Raw genomic sequence first — 20938 nt, 5'->3', positions numbered from 1 at the left:
TATTGATTTACAACTCTATTTTAACTTTGAAACCTATTCGGAGTAACCCCTCCCTTGTCATCAATTCAAAAGGTTTTCCATATTTTTTCTTTCGGATAGTCTTGACGGTTGAGGGTGTACCTCTCCAGCTTTTGTCTGAATTCATCTACAGCAGGATGATTCTATGGGTTCAAGTTAGAGCAGGAGTGCAAAGAGGCAAGTTATAATTTTTGCGAAGCCATCGTAATGTAACTATCCCATGACCAACCCTTTAATCCGCGCATTTTTCTTGGGTAGAGCTACTGCTGAAGTTTTATATGAAGAGCTAGAGCATCAACTAACAGATACCCTCAGCAATGTGGGAAAGTTTGATGCTGAGCAACGGGAAAAAATCCGTCATTTCACCGATCAGGTCAGGGAAAGAGCTGATTCAGAAGCAGCTCGCAATCCTCAAAGCTACTCGTCGGCTTCCAGTACCGCTAATTCTGGTGATTTACAAGAGACTATTGATGAGTTACGGGCAGAAATTGCCCAGCTCCGTTCAGCTCTGCAAAACTACCGCAGCCATTCTGGTTAGTGCCTGTGTCAGTTTCATCCTCTGAGTTGACCTTCCCAAAACAAAATCGCAAAGCCTATCGCTGGAATCGAGAAAGCTATTCTCGGCAACGTCGTTTCCTGGATATTTGGGCCTTTGTGCTGCAGCTGCTTAGCTCTAGGTGGTGGTTGAGTAAGTCTTGGAGTTATGTCGGAGGGATGACCGAAGACAAGCGAGCGACCCGACGACGAAAGCAAGCCATCTGGATCCGAGAGACTTTACTCGATCTAGGACCCACCTTTATTAAAGTTGGACAATTGTTTTCAACCCGTGCGGATTTATTCCCAGCGGAGTATGTCGAAGAGCTGTCCAAGCTCCAGGATCGTGTACCGGCCTTTAGCTATGAGATTGTAGAACGAATTATTGAGAAGGACTTTGGCCGTACTATTCCAGAGTTATTTTGCAGTTTTGATCCCGTTCCTCTGGCTGCGGCGAGCTTAGGTCAAGTTCACCGTGCTCAACTGCAGTCCGGGGAAGAAGTTGTTGTCAAAATTCAGCGTCCGGGTCTCAAAAAGCTGTTTGATATTGACCTGAGAATTTTAAAAGGCATTGCCCATTATTTTCAAAACCACCCCAAGTGGGGGCCTGGAAGAGACTGGCTGGGCATCTACGAAGAATGCTGCAAAATCCTCTATGAAGAAATTGACTATTTAAATGAAGGCCGCAATGCGGATCAGTTTCGACGCAATTTTCGGTCGCAAGAATGGGTGTATGTGCCCCGAGTCTTTTGGCGATATGCAACGCCCCGAGTGCTGACCTTAGAGTATGTTCCAGGTCTCAAAATTAGTAATTATGATGCCATTGATGCTGCGGGTATCGATCGAAAGCGAATTGCCCAGCTGAGTGCCAAAGCCTATCTTTATCAGCTCTTAACGGATGGGTTCTTCCATGCTGACCCTCATCCTGGCAACTTGGCCGTGAGTTCAGATGGAAAGTTGATTTTCTATGATTTTGGCATGATGGGCCAGATTACGACGTTGACCCGGGAGAAGCTGCTAAAGACGTTTTTCGGGTTTGCCCAAAAAGATGCCAATAAAGTAATTGCTTCTTTGATCGATTTGGGGGCACTATTACCTGTAGATGATATGGGTCCGATCCGGCGCTCGATCCAATATATGTTGGATAATTTTATGGGGCAGCCGTTTGATAAGCAGTCTGTTGCTCAAATTGGCGATGATCTATTTGAGATTGCCTATGATCAACCCTTTCGTTTCCCCGCAACGTTTACATTTGTCATGCGGGCCTTTTCCACTTTAGAAGGGGTGGGGCGGGGTTTAGATCCTACGTTTAACTTTATGGAGGTTGCAGAACCCTTTGCAGCAGAACTTATGACCAACGGTGGATTTTCGAATAATCAAAATGGTGATCTGTTGGGAGAGTTGGGGCGACAGGCTGCCCAGGTTAGTAATACTGCCTTGGGCTTACCCCGACGAATGGAAGATACCCTGGACAAGTTAGAGCAGGGTGACCTCCGGATGCGGGTACGCTCAGTGGAAACAGACCGGATTTTGCGGCGGCTGAATTTAACCCATATGGGAACCAACTACGCCTTGCTTATTGGTACTTTTACGCTCTCTGCAACGATTTTGCTGGTGAATAAGTACGTGTGGCTGGCTGCGATTGCAGCTCTAGCTGCCAGCGTCGCTGCTATTGTCTTCTTGCGGCTGTTATTAAGAATGAAACGTTATGACAGTTTTGAACGAATGTTGTAGCATTTTATAGGCAAATCAGGAAAGGTGCTTTTTTCGCTACACTATTTGAATGTCTGAGGCTTTATATCATCTTCCTAACTTGAAGCAGATGGTAATCACAGTAGAGGAATTATAGAATCGTTGAAACTAATATGAAACGTCTGTTTGCAGGCCTTAGTGATCAAGGGTTAGTCCGTAAGGCGAACCAGGACTCTTACCGGATTGATGAACCCGAAGGCCGGTTTTTTATCGTGGCGGATGGAATGGGGGGCCATGCAGGTGGCGAAGAAGCGAGCCGGATAGCTGCTGAAACCATCCAGAAGTTTTTGGTGGAAAATTGGCAAGCCCAGCTTAATCCACCAGATTTATTGAAAAAAGCGCTACTGAAAGCGAATCAAGATATTATCCAGAATCAAAAAGACTTCCCAGAACGGGCTGACATGGGAACAACCGTTGTAGTGGTCTTATTCCCTACAGAAGGCCAACCTTGGTGTGCTCATATTGGTGACTCGCGGTTGTATCGATGGAGAGGATCCCAGTTAGCACAGATTACAGAGGATCACACCTGGATCTCTCAAGCCGTGAAATCTGGCTTGTTGACGAAGGATCAGGCGCGAAGCCACCCTTGGCGTCATGTGTTAGCCCAATGTTTGGGACGTGAAGAGCTTGATGAAATCGGCATCCAACCCCTTGATGTCAAATCTGGCGATCAGTTGTTGCTTTGTAGTGATGGCTTAACAGAAGAGCTGGCGGATGAGCAAATTGCGCCGTTCTTCGAGGTCAAACACCCCTGCGAGACGGTTGTAGATGCTTTAGTCGAAGCGGCGAAAGACGAAGGCGGGCAAGACAATATCACTGTTGTGCTTGTTGCCCTAGGCGATGGTGAAGAAGAGGAAAGTTCGAGCTGGGCTGATACGCCTGCTATGGACGATGACCCTACGGGTGACCTTAACGAAGCTTAGCGGCTTTTTTGAATGCCTCGCTGCCGGAGTTGTTGGATAAAGAAGTCTTCTAGGGATTGTCGCATCAGTTTCATCTCCATCAACGTGCCTCCCATGCTGTCTAGTTTGGAAATAAAGATTTGTGGATCGCCTTGAAGCTGGCCATGCCATTGCTCGGCCTGCATCTCAAAATCGATTAGGACTTCTGAAAGGACTTCTGAGCTACCCCCTCTCCCTTTGACTTGGTAGTTTTGGGTGTTTGCACCTAATAGTTGATCCAGGGTGCCTTCGCAGATTAGCTCTCCCAAAGCCAGTATGGCGACGCGATCGCAAATCACTTCCACATCGGACAGAACATGGCTATTGAAGAATACGGTCTTGCCTTGCTCTTTTAAGGACAGAATAATTTCCCGCATTTGATACCGCCCCATAGGATCGAGACCTGACATGGGTTCATCTAAAAAGACGAGTTTTGGATCATTGATCAACGCTTGGGCCATACCCACCCGTTGCAGCATCCCCTTGGAATAGCGTCGCATTTGCTTTTTCTTGGCAGTTTTACGATCTAATCCCACCATGTCTAATAGTTCTGGAATGCGTCGTTTTTGGACTTTTTCGGGGATTTGAAACAAACCCGCCGCATACTTGAGAAATTCCCACCCGGTTAAATAGTCGTAGAAGTAGGCATTCTCGGGCAGGTATCCAATATGCTGTTTGGCTGACCGATCCCCTAAAGGCTTGCCCAATAGGAACCCTCTACCTGCAGAGGGTTTAGCAAGACCTAAGAGGATCTTTAATAAAGTGGTTTTCCCTGCACCATTAGGTCCCAGTAGACCAAATGTCTCACCAGCCATGACCTGAACACTGCATTGCTGCAGGGAGGTGACGGTTTTGTTCATCCAGAAGCCAGTGCGATAGGTCTTCCGTAAACTAAAGGTTTGAATAATGGGTTGCTGTTCGGCCTGTTCAGGGGATGAAGGATGGTCGGATGTAGGTGTGACTTTAGGTTCAGAATTCATGACTTTTGGGAATGCAAAAAGGTGATCAACCTTTGTAGATGAATAGACAACATAAAATCTTCCCTTATCTTTCCCTAGTTTTGATTGACTCTTAAACCTAGCCGCACTTCAAACAGAAAATGACATCTTGTTGTAGAACGTTTCCTGTCTCAGATTATCGAGATGGGTTGCCTTGTTTGTCAGGAAAATAACAGAATTAAGGACTGCAATAATCCAATTACAATTCCCAGGACCCCTCCTAAAATGACGATGGCTTGGAGTTCTGTTTTGACAATGCCCTGAATCGCTGCCTCTAAATCCTCTGGGGCAGTGTGGTTGACGCGATCGATGATCACCTGGTCCAGATTTAAAATGGGCAGGGCTTTCACCACAATCATTTCTAAATCACGTTCCAAGTATCGCTCCAAGATCAAGGCTAAATCTTCACTGATGTCTTTGAGAGATGTTGTAACAACTTCAGAAGTCTGCAATCGTTTGACAATTAGCATGGCGGTTTCATCCCAATCTACAGAAGTCCCAAGGTTTTGCAATACGGAAATTCCTTTATTTTGGGTATATCCTCGTACGCTTTCACGAAACTGCTGCCGGAGCTGTCGCACGGTGCGAACGGGTAGGTTTTGTAGCGATAAACTGGCTAGCCATTCGACAAACCGTTGACGAATTCCCAGGGATGTCAGCAATTCTGCCACTATGGCGTTGCACGCTAATTTCTCTTCGATACAGAAGGTCCGCAATTTCACTAAGCTATTTTGGACTCCCATTACATTGGCGACTAACCAATAGGTTCCACTGGTTTTGGTGCGTAGATCGCGATCCAAAATCGCAATATTGCGGTCGGTCAGGAAGTCAATCAGCAGTAGTCGTAGGGTATCCGGTGGTACTACAACATTAATAATCCAGTTGGCAAGCTGTTGGGCTTGGTCATCTGTCAGTTGTAAGTCCAGGAGTACTTGATCGAACACTTGGTCCAGCTGATCTTGGAGAAAATCTTCGCGACGGGCTAGGGCCACAATGATGCGAGGTAAGGATTGATCGGCAAAATCCCTAAGGATGTTGGCTAAAATTTGGGCGGTCCTTTGACCCGTATCAGACTTGACTTGATCTAAGGCAAGTTGGAGTAGCCAAAAAATAGCGCCTTGTACCCGTTCAGTTTGCAACAATCGCTGGGCAATGGCTTGTAACTCTTCTGGGGTTAGCAAGGAGGTCGTGATTGCATCAGATACCTTTTGGGCTAACCGTTCTTGGTTGCGAGGAATAAGCCCTGGAGTAAAAGGAAGCCGACGATCGCCTATCTTGATGGCTCGATAGGGCTTAAACAACATTGAAATGGCAAGGTCATTGGTGAAATAGCCAATGATGCCACCAGCAATGGGTGGCACTATTACGACGCCAAGGGTAGACCAGTCCAATCTGTTCGCCTCATCAATGCACAAATAGTGCCCTCTGAACAAAAGCTTACCCTCAATCAATCCATGTGCGATCTTGAGAGCAGATAGATTGAATTGTGGCGATTTTTGGCAGTTTGTTTCGGTAGTTGTGGTTGGCAGATAGCGACTTGAATCAACATTGGCAGGTTACTTACAATATTTTTTACAGAATTTCTGGTAGACTTCTGTTTCTCGCCAAAAGCTGCGCTATGATAATAAAGCCAAATTTGCGGACGTGGCGGAATTGGTAGACGCGCTAGATTTAGGTTCTAGTACTGCAAGGTGTGAAGGTTCAAGTCCTTTCGTCCGCATTCTCTCTCAAACAATAGAAACAATAGAGCGTAATCCATCTGCTTCAGCAAAGTTGAGGTTGTGGCTAACTTATTGCGTTGTTTTTATTGAATCCGGATGGGAGTGTTATAGGATGTCTGTAGGGTCAGCATCCAAGCATTAACTGTGTTGACTGCCTTAGGTGTATTTAGTCTGCGATCGCAAGTGTCGTTTCATCCTAACGAAAGCCATTTCATTTCAAACTTTGATTTAAGCGGATTCCGTTAAGTTAGACTAAGACAATCTGTTAAAATACTTAAAGATTCTACAAGATTGCCACATGGGAGCCACTCGCGCACGTATTGCCATTGACGCCATGGGGGGCGACCATGCCCCAGATGAGATTGTTGCTGGTGCCTTAAGAGCCCAAGCAGAATTGGATGCAGATGTCTTACTAGTCGGTGATCCTGACCGTCTTGAAGCTTCCATCAAAAACCATTCTGATTCCGTCCCTGTTGAAATCATCCCTTCTGAAGGGCTGATCGAGATGAACGAAGAGCCGATCAGTGCCCTTCGCCGCAAGCGTAAGGCCTCGATCAACGTGGCGATGGATTTAGTCAAAAAGAAGAAGGCTGATGCAGTTGTTTCAGCAGGTCACTCTGGAGCTGCAATGGCTGCCGCCCTCTTACGACTGGGCCGAATTCCAGGGATTGATCGACCGGCCATTGGCGGTGTCTTCCCCACCATCATTGCTGGTAAACCCGTATTGGTACTGGATGTTGGGGCAAATGTAGACTGTCGCCCGGCATTTCTCGATCAGTTTGCCACCATGGGCACCATCTACAGCGAATACGTTTTAGGAACTGAGGCGCCAAAAGTGGGATTGCTCAACATTGGAGAAGAATCCTGTAAGGGCAATGAAGTATCGGTTCAAACCTATCAACTATTAGAACAGAATCCTCACGTTGACTTTATTGGCAATGCTGAGGGCCGTGATGTGCTCTCAGGCCAGTTTGATGTCATTGTTTGCGATGGGTTTACTGGCAATATCCTCCTGAAATTTGCGGAGGCGGTGGGCGAAGTTGCCCTTCAAATACTACGAGAAGAGTTGCCCAGAGGCATTCATGGCAAAGTGGGGACGGGTATCTTAAAGCCCAACCTGCGTCGGATTAAACAGCGGATGGACCATGCAGAACATGGTGGAGGATTGCTCTTAGGCGTTGCAGGTGTCTGTATCATTAGCCATGGCAGTTCCCAAGCGCCTTCAATCTTTAATGCCATTCGATTGGCAAAAGAGGCTGCGGATAATCAGGTATCCCAGCGTATTCAATCTTGCTATCAACAGACGGTGACAGCCGCCTCCAATGGAGAATAAACGTGCAGCAAATGGCCACTGGATTGGCAGTTACTGGGTGCGGCTCTGCTGCTCCTGAGACTTCCCTGGATAATCATGGTCTGAGCCAAATCGTTGATACCTCTGATGAGTGGATTGCCAGTCGCACGGGCATCCGATCTCGGCATCTCGCGGGTCCAGATGATACGTTGGCGAAACTGGGTGCGATCGCAGCCCAAAACGCTTTAGAGATGGCCCAAGTGGAAGCCACTGATATTGATCTAATTTTACTGGCCACTTCAACCCCCGACGATTTGTTTGGCAGTGCTTGTCAAATCCAGGCTGCAATTGGTGCAAAGCATGCGGTTGCTTTTGACCTCACCGCTGCCTGCTCTGGGTTTGTGTTTGGCATGATTACGGCTGCCCAATTTATCCGCACGGGCGTCTACCGCAATGTCCTCCTGGTCGGAGCTGATGTGCTCTCTCGTTGGGTGGATTGGACTGATCGTCGATCCTGTGTCCTCTTTGGGGATGGAGCAGGAGCGGTGGTTCTCCAAGCTAATGACACCGATCGCTTCCTCGGTTTTGCTTTACACAGCGACGGCTGTTTACATGATTGCCTCAATGTCCAATATCAGGGCGAGGCACGTCCCTTGACTGGGGGAATTAATGTTAGTCAAGGGACATATCAACCTATTTCTATGAATGGGAAGGAAGTCTATCGATTTGCAGTGAATCGAGTGCCTGAAGTCGTGGAGAAGGCCCTCTTCCAGTCGGACTTAAAAACGGACGATATTGATTGGTTGCTCTTACACCAGGCAAACCAGCGCATTCTCGATGCGGTGGCCAAACGCCTCAAAGTGCCTGCCGAGAAGGTGATTAGTAATATCGCCAACTATGGCAATACCTCTGCCGCTACGATTCCCCTCGCACTGGACGCAACGGTTCGCAAAGGCCATATTAAACCTGGAGATACGATTGCGGCCTCTGGGTTTGGGGCAGGCTTGAGTTGGGGCGCGGCTATCTTTCAGTGGCAGCGCTAGTTGTCGGTTCACAATTTTCTTAAACTGCTGCTGCTAGCCGCTATCTGGGGTAGTTCGTTTCTGTTTACCCGGATTGCAGCGCCAGAATGGGGACCGATTTGGTTGATTGAACTGAGAGTTTTAATCGCTAGCCTGACCTTGCTACCGCTGGTGTTCAAATTAGGGCTATGGCCTCAGATTCAGCGCAAGTGGCGGGCTTTGATGCTGCTGGGCATCTTAAATTCAGCCTTGCCATTCAGCCTGTTAGCCTATGCTTCTTTATCCTTATCTTCGGGGTTTACTGCCATTTTGAATGCCACGACGCCTTTGTTTGGCTTGTGGATTGTGGTCCTGTGGCTACAGGAGACACTCTCCATGCCCCGCTTGGTGGGCTTTGTGGTTGGTTTTTTGGGGGTAGTGCTTTTAGTGGGCTGGCAGGATATACCCCTAACCCTTAATCAAGGCATTGCCATTGCTGCGGGGCTTTTAGCGGCTTTGCTATACGCCATTGCTGCCCCTTATATTCAGCAGCAGTTTGCCGGAGTTCCTGCTTTAGCTGTAACAACGGGAAGCCAACTGAGTGCGGCGGTGAGCCTGGTGCCATTGCTTCCGTTCTCCATACCTAGCCAGATTCCTTCGTCCAAAGCACTCCTGTCTGTTTTTGCTTTGGGGATTCTGTCTTCGGTTCTGGCCCAGATGCTCTATTTTCACTTGATCAAAGCTATGGGGCCAAGCAAAACTTTGACCGTCGCTTACCTGATTCCCTTATTTGCCATGCTTTGGGGAGCATTAGCGCTACGAGAAATCGTGACGGTATCGATGGGAATTGGATGTGGATTGGTGCTGTTAGGAACTGCGATCGCAAATGATCTGTTTACACCTAAAAATTCCTAGTTGGGAGAACTGACTCTTCCCCAGGATCAGGCTAGACCTTCAACTGCGCGGCGGAATTCTTCTACCTCATCGCCGAATTCGATGTCCATGACTGCTTCCACATTTTCATGGGGACGAGGAATAATCACCCAAGTCTCCAAAACACCACCTGGTGTTTTTTCTGCCGCTGCCACACCGGCATCCATAGCCATTTTGACCTCAGATACATCCCCGCGAATATTGATCGTAAACCGAGCACTTCCCGCCCGAATATAACCGACTAAGGTCACTCGCCCTGCTTTGACCATGGCATCTGCTGCCGCCAATACGGGGGGGAATCCTTTCGTTTCCAGTGACCCAACTGCCTGTGGCATTCCGACTTTCCTCAAAGATAATAATGTACAACTTAGCGCTCGTTCTAACCCTTACTTCACGTTCGGAAAGGTTCAGAACGTTCTGAGTAATCAATCGGCAAAATCGCCTCAATATTCTCAGGGGGATTTGGCACGATATAGTGGGATTCAACTTTAGCTGAACCAGGCATCCCTTCAACAGCGGCAATACCTGCCTCCATGCCCCGCTTTACTTCCGCCACAGGTCCACGAATGGAGATAACATAGCGACCGCTGGCGCAGCTCGTGTACCCCATTAGGGCCACCCGACCGGCTTTGACCATGGCATCTGCTGCTGCTAAAACAGCCGGATATCCATAGGTTTCAATCATTCCAACGGCAACTGGCATTGTTTTTCTCCGGTGCTAACCCTTTACCCGCAGTACAAACTATACCTCAATCGTTCTACCGCTCATAGTCATAGCCCTCGTCAATGTCATGGTTCTTATTCTGTGGTCCTAAATATTGACCACAGCGAGAAGGATGATCTGCAAAAAAGTCTTCTCGAATCGGTAAATGACAGGTTGGACAATTGATACAGCAGGGTTTGCAATGCACGATGCCTCCTGTATGGCAAAGACAAGTGCAAATTTCTTCAGGACGATCAGGATCATCTCTAAGAGTTTGCCACCAGCCTATATAATCTGCTTCTAGTTTAGACAGTGATTGTTTAGAAGGCTCATTGCCCATAAACTGCAGCCAACGACTCAAATTCATAGGACTATCTCGAAAGTGAGGTCTAGGTTAGACTGGTCATCATTCTGGACCAAAGTGGATATGACTCAAAAACTCTCCTGAAAAATCTTTAATAATATGTTGCACTTTGAACAGGTCAGTTTGCAATTCCCAAGTGCACCAGAGCCAACATTGCGAAGCTGCACTTTTGAAGTCGAGGCTGGGGAATTAGTGGTGATTTTGGGGCCATCGGGTTGTGGCAAAACTACCCTGTTAAAGCTGGTTAACCGTTTGTATGAGCCAACCTCAGGACAGATCTTCTTCAATGGCAAAGGCATTCATACGGTTCCCCTGACTACTCTGCGTCGCCAAATGGGATATGTCATCCAGCAGGCAGGTTTATTTCCCCATATGACCATTGCTCAAAATATTGCGGTCGTGCCTAAGTTATTGGGATGGTCAAAAACTGAGATCGCAGCTCGGGTAGAAGAATTATTGGAACTCGTTCAACTTCCCCTAGAGTTTGGCAAACGCTACCCCAGCCAACTTTCCGGTGGACAGCAACAACGGGTGGGGTTAGCGCGGGCTTTGGCGGCCAAACCAAAAGTGTTACTGATGGATGAGCCCTTTGGGGCTTTGGATGCCATTACCCGTAAATCCCTGCAACAAGAGCTGCAGCAGTTACAGCAACAATTCAAAAAAACGATTCTATTTGTCTCCCATGACATTGAAGAGGCTTTGAAATTAGCAGACCGGATTCTGATTCTTAATCAAGGACAGTTGGTCCAATATGGAACACCGTGGCAAATTCTCACCCAACCCGCCAATGCTTTTGTTGAAGCATTAGTGGGGACTGAGGACATTCTAAAACAGCTATCGGTATTGCCTGTAGAACGAGTGATGGTATCCACAGCTTCCTCCGTTCCCCATCTTCCCAAAATTGCCAGTCGTAGCACGTTACGAGAGGCCTTGTCCATGTTATTGAAGTTGGGTCAATCGCAATTACAGGTTATGAACGGGACAGATGTGGTAGGAATTTTAGACCTCAATCATCTTCAAACTGTTTGGCAAGATCCAAGCCGTTTTGATGAAGGCTAAGACCGTTGAATCCGTTGCGATGGTTTGCGCTTGAGTCATTTGAATTAAAGCACTGCAGAACTTTTATCTCTGACTCGATCATAGAATTCTTCCATAACGGCTAAGAAGGATTGCTCCTTTGGCCAAAAGGCTGGGAAGTCGCCTTGGGTTTTAACCAAAATCCCAGAGACTCCGGTCGAAGGTGGGGCATTAATGGTTTGCGGGAGCCGCTTTTCTCCTTGCCAAAAGTCTTTGAGCTGTTCGATCTCGGATGCGGGTGTAGTCAGGGGCTGAGTGTAGTAACTGGTGTCTGGTTCCAGTTCTGTTTGCTGGGCAGTGAGTTCAGCGGATAATGCCTGACCGAGGGGAGATTTCGCAAGTTCCTTTTGTAAATTGTCCCGAGACAGACCCCGCAATTCAAACAGCAAAAATGGGTCTTGATCCAGCTCTGCAGCTAATAGGTAATAGACACCAGCAATATGTTTGCAGGGATTGCTCCAGTCGGGACAAGAACATTGAGTCGTGAAATTAGAATTGCTGCGGGGCAGCAGGTTGAGATCCAGTTTGGCAAAGGCATCTTCGATATTGTCGGGCATTTCATTTAGCATTAGCCGCGAGATTAGACTGGCTTTGGATGCAATAAATGCGATCGCAGCTGCCCAATTGGCTTTACTAATTGGCTCAAACTCAATGCTGGTTTCATACAAAGGCTCTTTATAAACCCCAAAATAAGGATTCACCGAGCCACGAACCCGAGCTTCCACAAATCCATCCTGAATGGTGAAGCTTTTGACTTTATTCCCCCGAGCATAGGATCGCCCCCGACCTAATCGCCCCGAATCGGTAATTTGCTCAATTGCGGTAAGAAACCGTTGTCCCCACCAGGTTCGACTGAAGTTAGCCATGGGTGATTACTCCTCTAAATACGTCCTGGGCCGTTAGTTCTAGCTCAGGGAATAATTCATCACTCAGAACAAGATTTTCTCGATAGGTAATAGGTAATTGTTCAGGTATAAACACCGTAATAGTTTTTGCCTTAGGATCTACGATCCAGACTCTTAATATGCCTGCACTTAAATAGTCTGTTGCCTTTTCCGCCATCCCTCCAAAAGATTGATCCGGTGAGATGACCTCGATTACCAATTCGGGGGGGACAAGGCAGGGACCATCTTCATCTCCCATGCTAGAAAGACGCTCATGGGAGATATAGAGCAAATCAGGAACAGGGACCCAAGGTTTGCCATCTCGGGATAAGACAACCGCCCATTCAATACCCACTTCTCCTCGACCTGGTGCCCACTGTTGCAACAGCATGATTAAAGCACCACAAGTTTTGGAATGAAAACGAGTTGGAAATATTTTAGGAATTGCTTCTCCATCAATGAGTTCACAGGCCGTTTCACCCTCAGGAAGAGTGAGAAACTCATCTAGGGTTAGTTTTCGTGTGGCAGCCTGAGTCATGATCGGTTTTGCCTTGGGCAATCAGGGTGGGCTGGGGACTAATTCTAATGTAGTCTGCTTCTGTTGATTCTTAGATTAGGGCCTTATTCTTTTCTGTACAGTTGTTAATTTTTAGAAGAGTCAAGGAAAACTTTAGACGTCCAACTACCGTGGAATCCATGGGGAATATGATGCTGAAGGTGTAATTTTGCAATGACGGTGTTCAAATCTTGGGCATCTAAAATGGCCAAATAAGAACGATGGGTGGCAGCATCAAACACCAATGAGAGTATCCAGCCATCGTCTTCTTGAGTGCTGTCGGGGCGAGGGACAAAAATCGGTTCACCCGGAAATGCTCTGGGAGCCACACTCCAAATTTGCTGCTCGCCAGATTCTTTATCAAGTTTCAGAATGGCTTGCAGGGGACCATTTTTATCTGAACTGTCACAGACACTCATATATACATAACGATGCTCTTTCCCGACCCATTGGGGATGCACAGAGGGGAATTCACAGCCTCTTTCCACTACTTTTTGGTAGACAATGGTTTTAGAAGATAAATTGACCTCAAATTCCCATAACTCTCCCGTAGGGAACGATTCAAAGTCAATTTGCTCAAAATCTAACTCGTCTTGCTGTTTCTGGGGGAAGAAATCACTACAAACAGATTCAAAGTAGAGTTTCCCTGCTTTTTCCCAAGCATTGCCATGGTGAAATCCAAAGAATGAATCGGTTTCTAATATCTCTAGATCATGATTCCCATGGCGAGAAATCAGGATGATTTTGGTGGGTTGCTCTGGATTGAAGTCAAAACATTGTTCAATGGTTTTGAATCCTAGCAGGAAAGGTAATCCTTTGACCTGAAAAGGATGCTGCACAAAGATGTAGTAATTTGCCGTTACTAACATGTCGTGTAAAAAAGCAAACCCTGACAAAGGATGAGAGGACTGTTTTAATGGGTTGCCCTGCTCATCGAGTTCAAAGATGGTTAAGCTTTGGGATGCAATCCCCTTGACGCCAAAATTAATAAAACGGCCATCAATGATTCTGGGGTGAGCTGAAAAAGGCTGATCGGCTGAGAGTAAGTCATTTAGAGTATCTGGGCCAATGGTTTCTAGGGTCTTAGGAACGAGCTGATGGGGATGACCACCTTCCCACATGGCCCATAATTTATCTCCCCAGTAAATGACGCTGGTATTGGCTGCATTTTTGAAATTAGTGTCAAAGATGTTGGCTAGCCATCCACCCGCTTTTTGGGTGCCAAACCCTCGGTACAGGATTTTCCCAGCGGCTTGTTCTTTGAGATAGCCTTCTGTGCGGACGTAGCGATTTTGAAAGTGGGCACGGCCTTGGTCAAAGGTAATGGCACAGATCATGCCGTCCCCATCGAAGGGATGACCGATCTTTTGGCCGTTGACTTCTAAACTCCCAGCTCCATTCCGAAATAAAGTGCCTTGAAGTTCCGGGGGAATGGTGCCTTCTATCTCATCAATCCAGTAACTATATTCATTTAGCTGAGAGTCATAGCCTTTGGCCCAGTCTTTAACTAAAGAAGCGTGCTCACCTAATTTTTCTGATGCAATAGTTGTCATGCTAATTTTGTTAAGATTTATAGCCACCTTAGCGCGAAACAAGCTATGCCGGAATTACAGGGATGTTGAAGTAGCGTCCTAGCGACTGTAAGTTTGGTCAAACAACTTTCAAGTGGGAGCCAGATCTGCAAAGTTCTTCCGTCTACATGAGGCATCAACTATCTTTCTGAGATTGCCGCCAATTTTCAACCTGTAGATTCAGATACCTGTTGAAATTCTCGCCTGTTTACTGTGATCATAATTGGGATTAAACCATTTGCAGAGTACTCGGTTCAGGGATATGTTGATTCTCCATTTGCCAGGACTCTAGATACATATCAATCACCTCTTCTCCCTTGCGAATTGCTTCTTCACGAGTCGCACCATGAGTGCAAGGCATGACGACGAGATCAGCGAATTCAGGGATTGTGACTAGATAAAGCTGATCTTCTTTAGACCATTGAATAATCATGCTGTATTGGCTCATTAATCTTCGTCCTTTCGTATTTCTTCCAACTCAATCAGTAATTTGGCTAGCTGTTTTTCTAGGTAGCGGGGGACATCATCTCCATCTTTGCCTGAGAGGGTCAACGTTTTATTGAGAAGAGGATGCTTCCACCGTTCGTGGCTACCTTTACCCCGTTTAGGTAAATAGACGAATCCTGTGCGTACAAGTTGAGCCTTCAGTTCCCGAATCTTTCGCGGCATGAACTGGTCTACTTACACCTAAATGAGGTTGAAATACATAAGTTGTGACTTTCCATATTTATTATTCCAAGATAGCGCTCTTGTTAAGGGAGATAAGTTTTTTAAAGGATTCATTATCGAGTTCGGTTAACCAAGACTCATCTGAACCCACGATTGCCCCTGCTAGTTTTTTCTTGTCCTCAATCATTTCGTCGATCCGCTCTTCTAGGGTGCCGATGGCGACAAACTTATGGACAAATACATTTTTTTTCTGGCCAATCCGAAAGGCACGGTCTGTGGCTTGATCCTCCACTGCCGGATTCCACCAGCGATCAAAGTGGAAGACATGATTGGCCTTGGTAAGGGTGATGCCGACGCCCCCTGCTTTGAGAGACAAAATAAACACAGATGGTCCAGTCTCAGGATCTTGAAACTCAGTAATCATCTGTTCTCGCTTATTACGGTTGGTGCCGCCATGAATGTAGTAGGTGGTGTAGTGGTGGGTTTGGCGGAGATACTTTTCTAAGGCATCCCCGAGTTCAGTGAATTGGGTAAATACGAGTAAACTTTCCCCTTCTTCCATGACTTCGGTGATCATTTCCGTGAGGCGGCTCAGTTTATGGGAACGCTCGGGGGTGAAGTCGCTTTCATCTTGGAGGAACTGACGGGGATGGTTGCAAATTTGCTTGAGCTTTAGCAGGGTGGAAAGAATCATGCCCTTGCGCTGGATGCCGTCTACCTCGTCAATGTCTTTGGAAATCTCCTTGACAACGGCTTCGTAAAGGGAGGCTTGCTCTTTGGTGAGATTGCAATAGAGCTTTTGCTCCACCTTATCGGGTAGGTCTTTGATAATGGACTTGTCCGTTTTAACCCGCCGCAGGATAAAGGGCTCCACTAGCTTTTTGAGGGTGGTGGATTGCCTGCGGTTATTGTCTTTATGGATCGGTAGTTCAAAGTTCTTGCGAAATTGGTTTTGCTTGCCTAAGTACCCTGGATTGAGGAAGTTGAAAATGGACCATAAATCCAGCAATCGATTTTCCACGGGAGTCCCGGTGAGGGCCAGTCGGTGGGTAGCCGAGAGCTTGAGGATGGCTTTGGTTTGGGCGGCTTTGGGATTTTTAATATTCTGTGCTTCATCTAAAACAATCCGATGCCAGGGAACGGCATCCAATAGCTTGCTATCCCTGCGGGCGAGGCTAAAGGAAGTGATGACCACATCATTTTGGTCTGCCATTGCTTTAAACTCTTTGGCGGCTTTGGCCCGTTCATTGCCGTGGTGAACGATGGCTTGTAGATGGGGGGCAAATTTCTGGATTTCTCGCCGCCAGTTGCCCACCACTGAGGTGGGGGCAATCAGCAGGGTGGGGGGAACGGTTTCGGCTTCTTCCCGTTCCTGAGCTAGGCGAGCAATCACCTGCACAGTTTTGCCTAAGCCCATATCATCGGCCAAGCAGCCGTTTAGACCGAGCTGCTCTAAATAGTTTAGCCAGGAGACACCTCGTTTTTGGTATTCTCGCAGGGTGCCGTTAAGGGTTTTAGGATCTGCGATGGTCTCCGACCGGCCTTCGGCCATCGCATCCAAGCTACTCTTATCTTGAAGCTGCTTGAGCATCTGGGCCAGGGTCTTGTCGCGGTTAAAATCAACTTCAACATCGTCTCCCCCTTCTGCGGTCATCCGCATAAACTCTAGAAGGGTCATATCGGGGTTTTCGGCTTGCTGGGTTTTCCAGAACTCCAGCATCTGCTGCATTTTGTCCTGGTCGAGGTGCATCCACTGGCCTCGAAACTGCACCAGGGAAGATTTAGCCTGAACCAGGTCCAGCCATTCCTGTTCAGATACCTTTTGGTCGCCAATAGCGAGGTCGTACTTATATTGGACCAGCCGATCTTGAGAGAAGTAGCTTTTGGATTTATCGTTGGCGCTGGAGAAGGACTTGCCTTTCGCCCGTAGCTTGATTTTGGCCCGCTGCCGTCCTTTGGGGGTCCACCAGGCCGGGATAATGACCTTATAGCCTGCATTCTCTAAGACCCAGGCGGATTCCTGTAAAAAGTCTAGAGCGGCACCAATTTCCAAGGGAATACCAATGGGTTGGTCAGTTTCTAATCCCTGCCAAAGCTGGGGATAAATTCGAGCGGCATACCCTAAGCTCAGCAATAGATTCTGCTGGAAACTCTCACCTAACTGCTTATGTAATTCCTGTTGCTTTTCAGGTTTGAACCGCCAATAATCCAAGAGGGAAATTTGTAGGGACGGATCCTGCTTAGGTGCGACGAGAAACTGTAGTTGCCAAGCCTCTTCTGGTTTGGGGGGATCCTGGAGCTGAAAGCAGAGATAAAAAGGCGTTGAGGTTTGGGTCTGGTGGATGCGATCGCGCCACACTCGCCACTGCTCATACAGCTCCTGATTGGTGTTACGGCCATAATGCATGACCGGTTGCGATTGCAGACAATCCTCAATCAAGGTGCTGGCAATTTTCTTCGTAAAGCTGGCGGGTAAATAGGTTGCGGTAATAATTTCAGTCAGCAAATGTTCTGAAAAATGCCGTAGTAGCGTTTTGCGATCATAAAAAGTGGGGGTTTTAGGACAGTCTGAGAACCCGGATACACAGGCTAAAGGCATATAATCCACAAATCGATCTAGCTCAGTTTCATAGGATTCACTAACAATTTCCCAGGCTGGATAGATTTCGACAGACGGAGATTTAGTCCGAGATTTAGATTTGCTGCGAGAGTCTTTGGTGGATGATGCCTCTCGATAACGCAAGGCTGGAATATATAGGTCTTTCAGCAAGACGGGTTTGAGGGTTTGGGTGTAGTGGTACCAAAACAGTAAATCTGCCCCGAGCTGCATATCCGCGAGATTATGCAGGGCAATAAAGTGTAGCTCATTCAGTAGCTTGATAATGTCGGTTACGGGTCGCTGTTCATATTGGCCTGTCTTTACCCAGGTTTTGACCTCAAAGCAATCCACTTGCCAATACTGCCACTCAAAAGTCTCAGGAGTGGCTTGCTCCAGGTATCGGGATAGTTCAAGAGAGGGGAGCGGGGCCTGATCGGTGCTGGGAAGCAAAAAATGGCGTGAATCAATCAGTTGTTCTAGGGGGCGACCGGGTTTTACGCCTAACTCATTGCTGAGGAAGTCCTCTAATTCATCTCTGGCCAACTGATAGGGATGAATAGAACGGGCCGTTTTGCGCTTCTTTTTAGGTTTAGAGGTTTCAACCCAAAGATAGAAGGCCCCTTTTTGCATAAATGCGGCTTCGTCAGGGATCCAGGTTCCGTGAATGATCTTCATGACTGAGGTTAGATACAGGTGGCTAAGCGTAGGTCCAAGATTAATCAAACTGTATCAGGCTGATTCTAAAAGACCAATCTGAGTGGTGATCCGTGAAATGGGCTCAGCCCCATGTATATGAACTTAAATTCATACGATACATTGACTGTAGTTTCTGATGATTCTGTCAAAATTTGGTGAAGCCCCAGCTTCCTCCCACCAATCAACAGGATTCAGTGCACAACTCTTTTCCTCTTTCTGGAGTGAACATTTGAAGATGCGAAACGCCCTTTTCCTGCTTGTAATTATTCCGGGGGTAGCTGGAGTGGTTATTTTTGGCAATGCAACCTTAACGGATTGGCAACAGCTCAAAATCGACTATCGAGCCTATGAAGATGTTCTTCGCAGTACAGATGATTTATCTGCACTATTCAAAGCAGAAGCCGCTCAAAATATTCAGCGGATTAACTTGTTTGCCGATGGTGTCTGGACTTTGCTGAGCGGCATCTTAGGGGCCATTGGCTTACATGGTTGGTTGAGCAACACAAAATCATGAGCTATATCTTCCAAAATCCAGATCTTGTATTGGAATTATTGCTGGAGCATCTGCAAATGACGGGGATTGCTTTAGGAGGGGCTGTGATCATTGCAGTTCCTATTGCCTGGATCATTTATCGGTGGACTTGGCTGCAAGGACCCATTATGGCGATATTGGGAGTGATTTATACCATTCCTAGCTTGGCCTTGATGATTTTGCTCATCCCGTTGCTGGGACTCAGTTCCATGACCGCAATAGTAGCCATGACCCTATATGCACAAGTCATATTGGTGCGAAGTATTTTGGTGGGGTTGCAGTCTATTCCGCAACCTATATTGGAGGCAGCTCAAGGGATGGGTATGTCTGCCTGGCAATGTTGGTGGCAGGTGCAAGTTCCGTTAATGCGACCTGTCTTTTTGGCGGGGGTTCGCTTAGCTACGACGGTCATGATTGCTCTAGGAACCATTGCAGCTAAATTTGGGGCAGGGGGATTGGGGGTATTGCTTTTTGAGGGCATTGCTCAAGCGGGGCGATATGACAAAATCTGGGCTGGGACAATTGTGGTGGGCCTGTTAGCTGTCATCAGTAATGGTTTGTTGTGGCTGTGGGAGCAACAGTTGCAGCCTAAGTCTCCTCCAGTGTAGGTGGGCATTCTGTTCCCTGTATTGATAGGGTTGTGTAGGGGTGTCTGATATCCGGTCTTGTGAATAACGCTAGTGGCGTTGCCAAGAGATGGCTTACAAAGAACGAATTGGCCTATTCTGAACTAGCTAAACTAGAATTTGCTCATCAAGCAGCATCACTCCTGAATTTAGATATTAATGGCGGATTTGCAACCTTACTTTCAACTGCTTCGAGTTTCAGCGGATGTAACGCCTGCAGAGCTTAAAGCTGCCTTTCGGCGTCAGGCCAGAACCTGCCACCCTGATTTACACCCAGACAACCCTGCTGCTGAGGCTGAGTTTCAACGTTTGAGCGAAGCCTATGACATTATTTCTGAAGCCCTCTATCCTTCTAGCCCAGTGGATGGATTTATTCATGGGGATGGCAGTAATGGTTTCACCACCGCTCAAGCATTGTATGCCCGAGGGACTCAAAAGGCTGCTGAAAGAGATTATGTGGGGGCCATTCAGGACTACACCCGTGCCATTGAATCCGATCCAGAATTCTTGGATGCCTACCTCAAACGATGTCAGGTGAGGTTTGTTCAGGGGGATGACGAAGGGGTACTGGCAGAATGTGCGGAGATTTTGGGGTTGGATGATACGGTTGCCCAGGCCTACTATTACCAGGGGCGAGCCCGATTGCAGTTAGGCTCTGCACCCGCTGCGATCGCATCCTATAGCCAAGCTATTGCTCTGGACGAAGATTATGCCCAAGCCTGGTTGCACCGTGGACGAGCCCGTCTGGAAATGCAGGAAGAGACGTTGGCCCGTGAAGACTTAACCAAGGCTGCACAGCTTTTTGAAGCCCAAGGTGAACCAGATGAAGTCAACCGAGTGCAGGTGATTTTGCAAGAGATGGGGCGGAGTCGCCACTCGAAATCTGAGGTTAAAGTCCAAAGACAGCAATTAAGAGAGCAAGGTCTCTTACAAGATATTTTTACGACGATTCCTGAGTTCTTTATGAACCCAAGTGGTGGATTGTTGCCCACCTTTGGCCGCTTGTCTGCTCGTCGGGCTACTGAAGTGGGGTTAAGCTATGCGGGGCTGTCCATACTGGGGTTTGTGTTAGCCGCTAACCTGTTTCCGATTGTCTTTAGTTCAGTCACCTTGGGCGAACGGTTTATACTCGGCGCGATGCCATTTTTTAGCTTAGTTTTTTTGAATCAACTTGTTCGGAGTCTGATTCGGGCTCGAGGGAGTTGGGCCAGCGATATTTTTATCAGTGGGGCAACGCTCTTGCCTCTGAGTCTGCTGATGTTTTTAAGTGGGCTGGTGGTTCAATTTGGGGCGGCTGGCGTTTGGATTTTATCCTTCTATCTGGGGTGTGATTCGGTGTTGATGCTGTATGTGGGCTGCTCTCAAGTGAATAACTTGTCAGAGCAAAATGCTACATTGGCCGTTCCGACTCTATTATTGATAACCAGTGCATTGACCTATGGCACTTTTACAATATTTGCTAGCTGACCGAC

21 protein-coding genes and 1 tRNA gene are annotated in these 20938 nt (G+C 47.3%); 11 read left to right on the top strand and 11 right to left on the bottom strand.

Annotated elements, in window-relative coordinates; all coding sequences use genetic code 11:
• Positions 1 to 238 precede the first annotated feature (238 nt).
• From ON05_RS22705 to ON05_RS22695, 3 genes are all read left to right on the top strand, one after another.
• Positions 239 to 556 carry a DUF6825 family protein gene (locus ON05_RS22705; RefSeq protein WP_010469246.1) on the top strand — a complete coding sequence of 106 codons (318 nt, stop codon included), beginning with the start codon at positions 239 to 241 and terminating at the stop codon, positions 554 to 556.
• Complete coding sequence (locus ON05_RS22700; protein ID WP_010469235.1) at positions 556 to 2286, top strand: AarF/ABC1/UbiB kinase family protein; 1731 nt, start codon at positions 556 to 558, stop codon at positions 2284 to 2286. The genes ON05_RS22705 and ON05_RS22700 overlap by 1 nt, the downstream gene beginning before the upstream one ends.
• 131 nt (positions 2287 to 2417) lie before the next feature.
• Positions 2418 to 3227: a Stp1/IreP family PP2C-type Ser/Thr phosphatase gene (locus tag ON05_RS22695; RefSeq protein WP_010469233.1), complete on the top strand. Its 810-nt coding sequence runs from the start codon at positions 2418 to 2420 to the stop codon at positions 3225 to 3227.
• Here ON05_RS22695 and ON05_RS22690 read toward each other — a convergent pair.
• Positions 3224 to 4225: an ABC transporter ATP-binding protein gene (locus ON05_RS22690; RefSeq protein WP_010469231.1), complete on the bottom strand. Its 1002-nt coding sequence runs from the start codon at positions 4223 to 4225 to the stop codon at positions 3224 to 3226. The genes ON05_RS22695 and ON05_RS22690 overlap by 4 nt on opposite strands.
• Before the next feature lie 179 nt (positions 4226 to 4404).
• The gene (locus tag ON05_RS22685) at positions 4405 to 5658 is read right to left on the bottom strand and encodes a DUF445 domain-containing protein (protein WP_071826332.1); all 1254 of its coding nucleotides are present in this window, start codon (positions 5656 to 5658) and stop codon (positions 4405 to 4407) included.
• Between the two features lie 223 nt (positions 5659 to 5881).
• On the opposite strand from ON05_RS22685, the gene ON05_RS22680 reads away from it, so the two are divergent.
• From ON05_RS22680 to ON05_RS22665, 4 genes are all read left to right on the top strand, one after another.
• A tRNA-Leu gene (locus ON05_RS22680) sits at positions 5882 to 5963 on the top strand.
• Between the two features lie 299 nt (positions 5964 to 6262).
• Entirely contained in the window at positions 6263 to 7297 is a 1035-nt protein-coding gene (plsX, locus tag ON05_RS22675) for a phosphate acyltransferase PlsX (RefSeq protein WP_010469227.1), read from the top strand.
• A 2-nt stretch (positions 7298 to 7299) separates the two neighbouring features.
• Entirely contained in the window at positions 7300 to 8298 is a 999-nt protein-coding gene (locus ON05_RS22670; protein ID WP_010469225.1) for a beta-ketoacyl-ACP synthase 3, read from the top strand.
• Positions 8299 to 9171, top strand: a complete 873-nt coding sequence (locus tag ON05_RS22665) for a DMT family transporter (protein WP_010469223.1) — start codon at positions 8299 to 8301, stop codon at positions 9169 to 9171.
• 26 nt (positions 9172 to 9197) lie between these two features.
• On the opposite strand, the gene ON05_RS22660 is transcribed toward ON05_RS22665, so the two are convergent.
• The 3 genes from ON05_RS22660 to ON05_RS22650 are packed head-to-tail and all read right to left on the bottom strand — an operon-like array spanning position 9198 to position 10259.
• Entirely contained in the window at positions 9198 to 9524 is a 327-nt protein-coding gene (locus tag ON05_RS22660) for a carbon dioxide-concentrating mechanism protein CcmK (protein ID WP_010469221.1), read from the bottom strand.
• A gap of 56 nt (positions 9525 to 9580) precedes the next feature.
• Positions 9581 to 9892 (bottom strand): carbon dioxide-concentrating mechanism protein CcmK, encoded by a 312-nt coding sequence (locus ON05_RS22655; protein ID WP_010469218.1) that lies wholly within the window; start codon positions 9890 to 9892, stop codon positions 9581 to 9583.
• Between the two features lie 55 nt (positions 9893 to 9947).
• Entirely contained in the window at positions 9948 to 10259 is a 312-nt protein-coding gene (locus tag ON05_RS22650) for a hypothetical protein (protein WP_010469216.1), read from the bottom strand.
• Between the two features lie 96 nt (positions 10260 to 10355).
• Here ON05_RS22650 and ON05_RS22645 point away from each other — a divergent pair, with 96 nt between their 5' ends.
• Positions 10356 to 11315, top strand: coding sequence for an ABC transporter ATP-binding protein (locus ON05_RS22645; protein WP_010469215.1), 960 nt, complete (start codon positions 10356 to 10358; stop codon positions 11313 to 11315).
• Positions 11316 to 11359: 44 nt separating this feature from the next.
• On the opposite strand, the gene ON05_RS22640 is transcribed toward ON05_RS22645, so the two are convergent.
• From ON05_RS22640 to ON05_RS22615, 6 genes are all read right to left on the bottom strand, one after another.
• Positions 11360 to 12199 (bottom strand): SWIM zinc finger family protein, encoded by an 840-nt coding sequence (locus ON05_RS22640; RefSeq protein WP_010469213.1) that lies wholly within the window; start codon positions 12197 to 12199, stop codon positions 11360 to 11362.
• Positions 12192 to 12755 (bottom strand): Uma2 family endonuclease, encoded by a 564-nt coding sequence (locus tag ON05_RS22635; RefSeq protein ID WP_010469211.1) that lies wholly within the window; start codon positions 12753 to 12755, stop codon positions 12192 to 12194. Before ON05_RS22635 ends, ON05_RS22640 begins: the two co-directional genes overlap by 8 nt.
• Positions 12756 to 12859: 104 nt before the next feature.
• Positions 12860 to 14326, bottom strand: a complete 1467-nt coding sequence (locus ON05_RS22630; protein ID WP_010469208.1) for a carotenoid oxygenase family protein — start codon at positions 14324 to 14326, stop codon at positions 12860 to 12862.
• Between the two features lie 247 nt (positions 14327 to 14573).
• Positions 14574 to 14792, bottom strand: coding sequence for a type II toxin-antitoxin system HicB family antitoxin (locus ON05_RS22625; RefSeq protein WP_010469206.1), 219 nt, complete (start codon positions 14790 to 14792; stop codon positions 14574 to 14576).
• Positions 14792 to 15013 carry a type II toxin-antitoxin system HicA family toxin gene (locus ON05_RS22620; protein WP_010469204.1) on the bottom strand — a complete coding sequence of 74 codons (222 nt, stop codon included), beginning with the start codon at positions 15011 to 15013 and terminating at the stop codon, positions 14792 to 14794. Before ON05_RS22620 ends, ON05_RS22625 begins: the two co-directional genes overlap by 1 nt.
• Positions 15014 to 15074: 61 nt before the next feature.
• Positions 15075 to 18287 carry a DEAD/DEAH box helicase gene (locus tag ON05_RS22615; RefSeq protein WP_010469202.1) on the bottom strand — a complete coding sequence of 1071 codons (3213 nt, stop codon included), beginning with the start codon at positions 18285 to 18287 and terminating at the stop codon, positions 15075 to 15077.
• A 256-nt stretch (positions 18288 to 18543) separates the two neighbouring features.
• Here ON05_RS22615 and ON05_RS22610 point away from each other — a divergent pair, with 256 nt between their 5' ends.
• The 3 genes from ON05_RS22610 (at position 18544) to ON05_RS22600 (ending at position 20933) form a co-directional block, all read left to right on the top strand.
• A complete protein-coding gene (locus tag ON05_RS22610) occupies positions 18544 to 18822 on the top strand; it encodes a hypothetical protein (RefSeq protein ID WP_029314979.1) in 279 nt (92 codons plus the stop codon).
• Positions 18819 to 19448, top strand: coding sequence for an ABC transporter permease (locus ON05_RS22605; protein WP_010469198.1), 630 nt, complete (start codon positions 18819 to 18821; stop codon positions 19446 to 19448). Before ON05_RS22610 ends, ON05_RS22605 begins: the two co-directional genes overlap by 4 nt.
• Positions 19449 to 19625: 177 nt before the next feature.
• Positions 19626 to 20933 (top strand): tetratricopeptide repeat protein, encoded by a 1308-nt coding sequence (locus ON05_RS22600; protein ID WP_010469195.1) that lies wholly within the window; start codon positions 19626 to 19628, stop codon positions 20931 to 20933.
• Positions 20934 to 20938 lie beyond the last annotated feature (5 nt).

It is taken from the genome of Acaryochloris sp. CCMEE 5410, assembly GCF_000238775.2.
Taxonomy (GTDB): Bacteria; Cyanobacteriota; Cyanobacteriia; order Thermosynechococcales; family Thermosynechococcaceae; genus Acaryochloris.
This window is presented reverse-complemented; position numbering and strand designations above follow the sequence as displayed.

What these genes read in the sequence shown, in the direction of transcription:
- ON05_RS22695 (WP_010469233.1), top strand. Translation starts at nt 2,418, where the DNA reads ATGAAACGTCTGTTTGCAGGCCTTAGTGATCAAGGGTTAGTCCGTAAG.
- ON05_RS22645 (WP_010469215.1), top strand. Translation starts at nt 10,356, where the DNA reads ATGTTGCACTTTGAACAGGTCAGTTTGCAATTCCCAAGTGCACCAGAG.
- ON05_RS22630 (WP_010469208.1), bottom strand. Translation starts at nt 14,326, where the DNA reads ATGACAACTATTGCATCAGAAAAATTAGGTGAGCACGCTTCTTTAGTT.
- ON05_RS22605 (WP_010469198.1), top strand. Translation starts at nt 18,819, where the DNA reads ATGAGCTATATCTTCCAAAATCCAGATCTTGTATTGGAATTATTGCTG.
- ON05_RS22660 (WP_010469221.1), bottom strand. Translation starts at nt 9,524, where the DNA reads ATGCCACAGGCAGTTGGGTCACTGGAAACGAAAGGATTCCCCCCCGTA.
- ON05_RS22600 (WP_010469195.1), top strand. Translation starts at nt 19,626, where the DNA reads ATGGCGGATTTGCAACCTTACTTTCAACTGCTTCGAGTTTCAGCGGAT.
- ON05_RS22610 (WP_029314979.1), top strand. Translation starts at nt 18,544, where the DNA reads ATGCGAAACGCCCTTTTCCTGCTTGTAATTATTCCGGGGGTAGCTGGA.
- plsX (WP_010469227.1), top strand. Translation starts at nt 6,263, where the DNA reads ATGGGAGCCACTCGCGCACGTATTGCCATTGACGCCATGGGGGGCGAC.
- ON05_RS22655 (WP_010469218.1), bottom strand. Translation starts at nt 9,892, where the DNA reads ATGCCAGTTGCCGTTGGAATGATTGAAACCTATGGATATCCGGCTGTT.
- ON05_RS22640 (WP_010469213.1), bottom strand. Translation starts at nt 12,199, where the DNA reads ATGGCTAACTTCAGTCGAACCTGGTGGGGACAACGGTTTCTTACCGCA.
- ON05_RS22705 (WP_010469246.1), top strand. Translation starts at nt 239, where the DNA reads ATGACCAACCCTTTAATCCGCGCATTTTTCTTGGGTAGAGCTACTGCT.
- ON05_RS22650 (WP_010469216.1), bottom strand. Translation starts at nt 10,259, where the DNA reads ATGAATTTGAGTCGTTGGCTGCAGTTTATGGGCAATGAGCCTTCTAAA.
- ON05_RS22625 (WP_010469206.1), bottom strand. Translation starts at nt 14,792, where the DNA reads ATGAGCCAATACAGCATGATTATTCAATGGTCTAAAGAAGATCAGCTT.
- ON05_RS22690 (WP_010469231.1), bottom strand. Translation starts at nt 4,225, where the DNA reads ATGAATTCTGAACCTAAAGTCACACCTACATCCGACCATCCTTCATCC.
- ON05_RS22635 (WP_010469211.1), bottom strand. Translation starts at nt 12,755, where the DNA reads ATGACTCAGGCTGCCACACGAAAACTAACCCTAGATGAGTTTCTCACT.
- ON05_RS22620 (WP_010469204.1), bottom strand. Translation starts at nt 15,013, where the DNA reads ATGCCGCGAAAGATTCGGGAACTGAAGGCTCAACTTGTACGCACAGGA.
- ON05_RS22615 (WP_010469202.1), bottom strand. Translation starts at nt 18,287, where the DNA reads ATGAAGATCATTCACGGAACCTGGATCCCTGACGAAGCCGCATTTATG.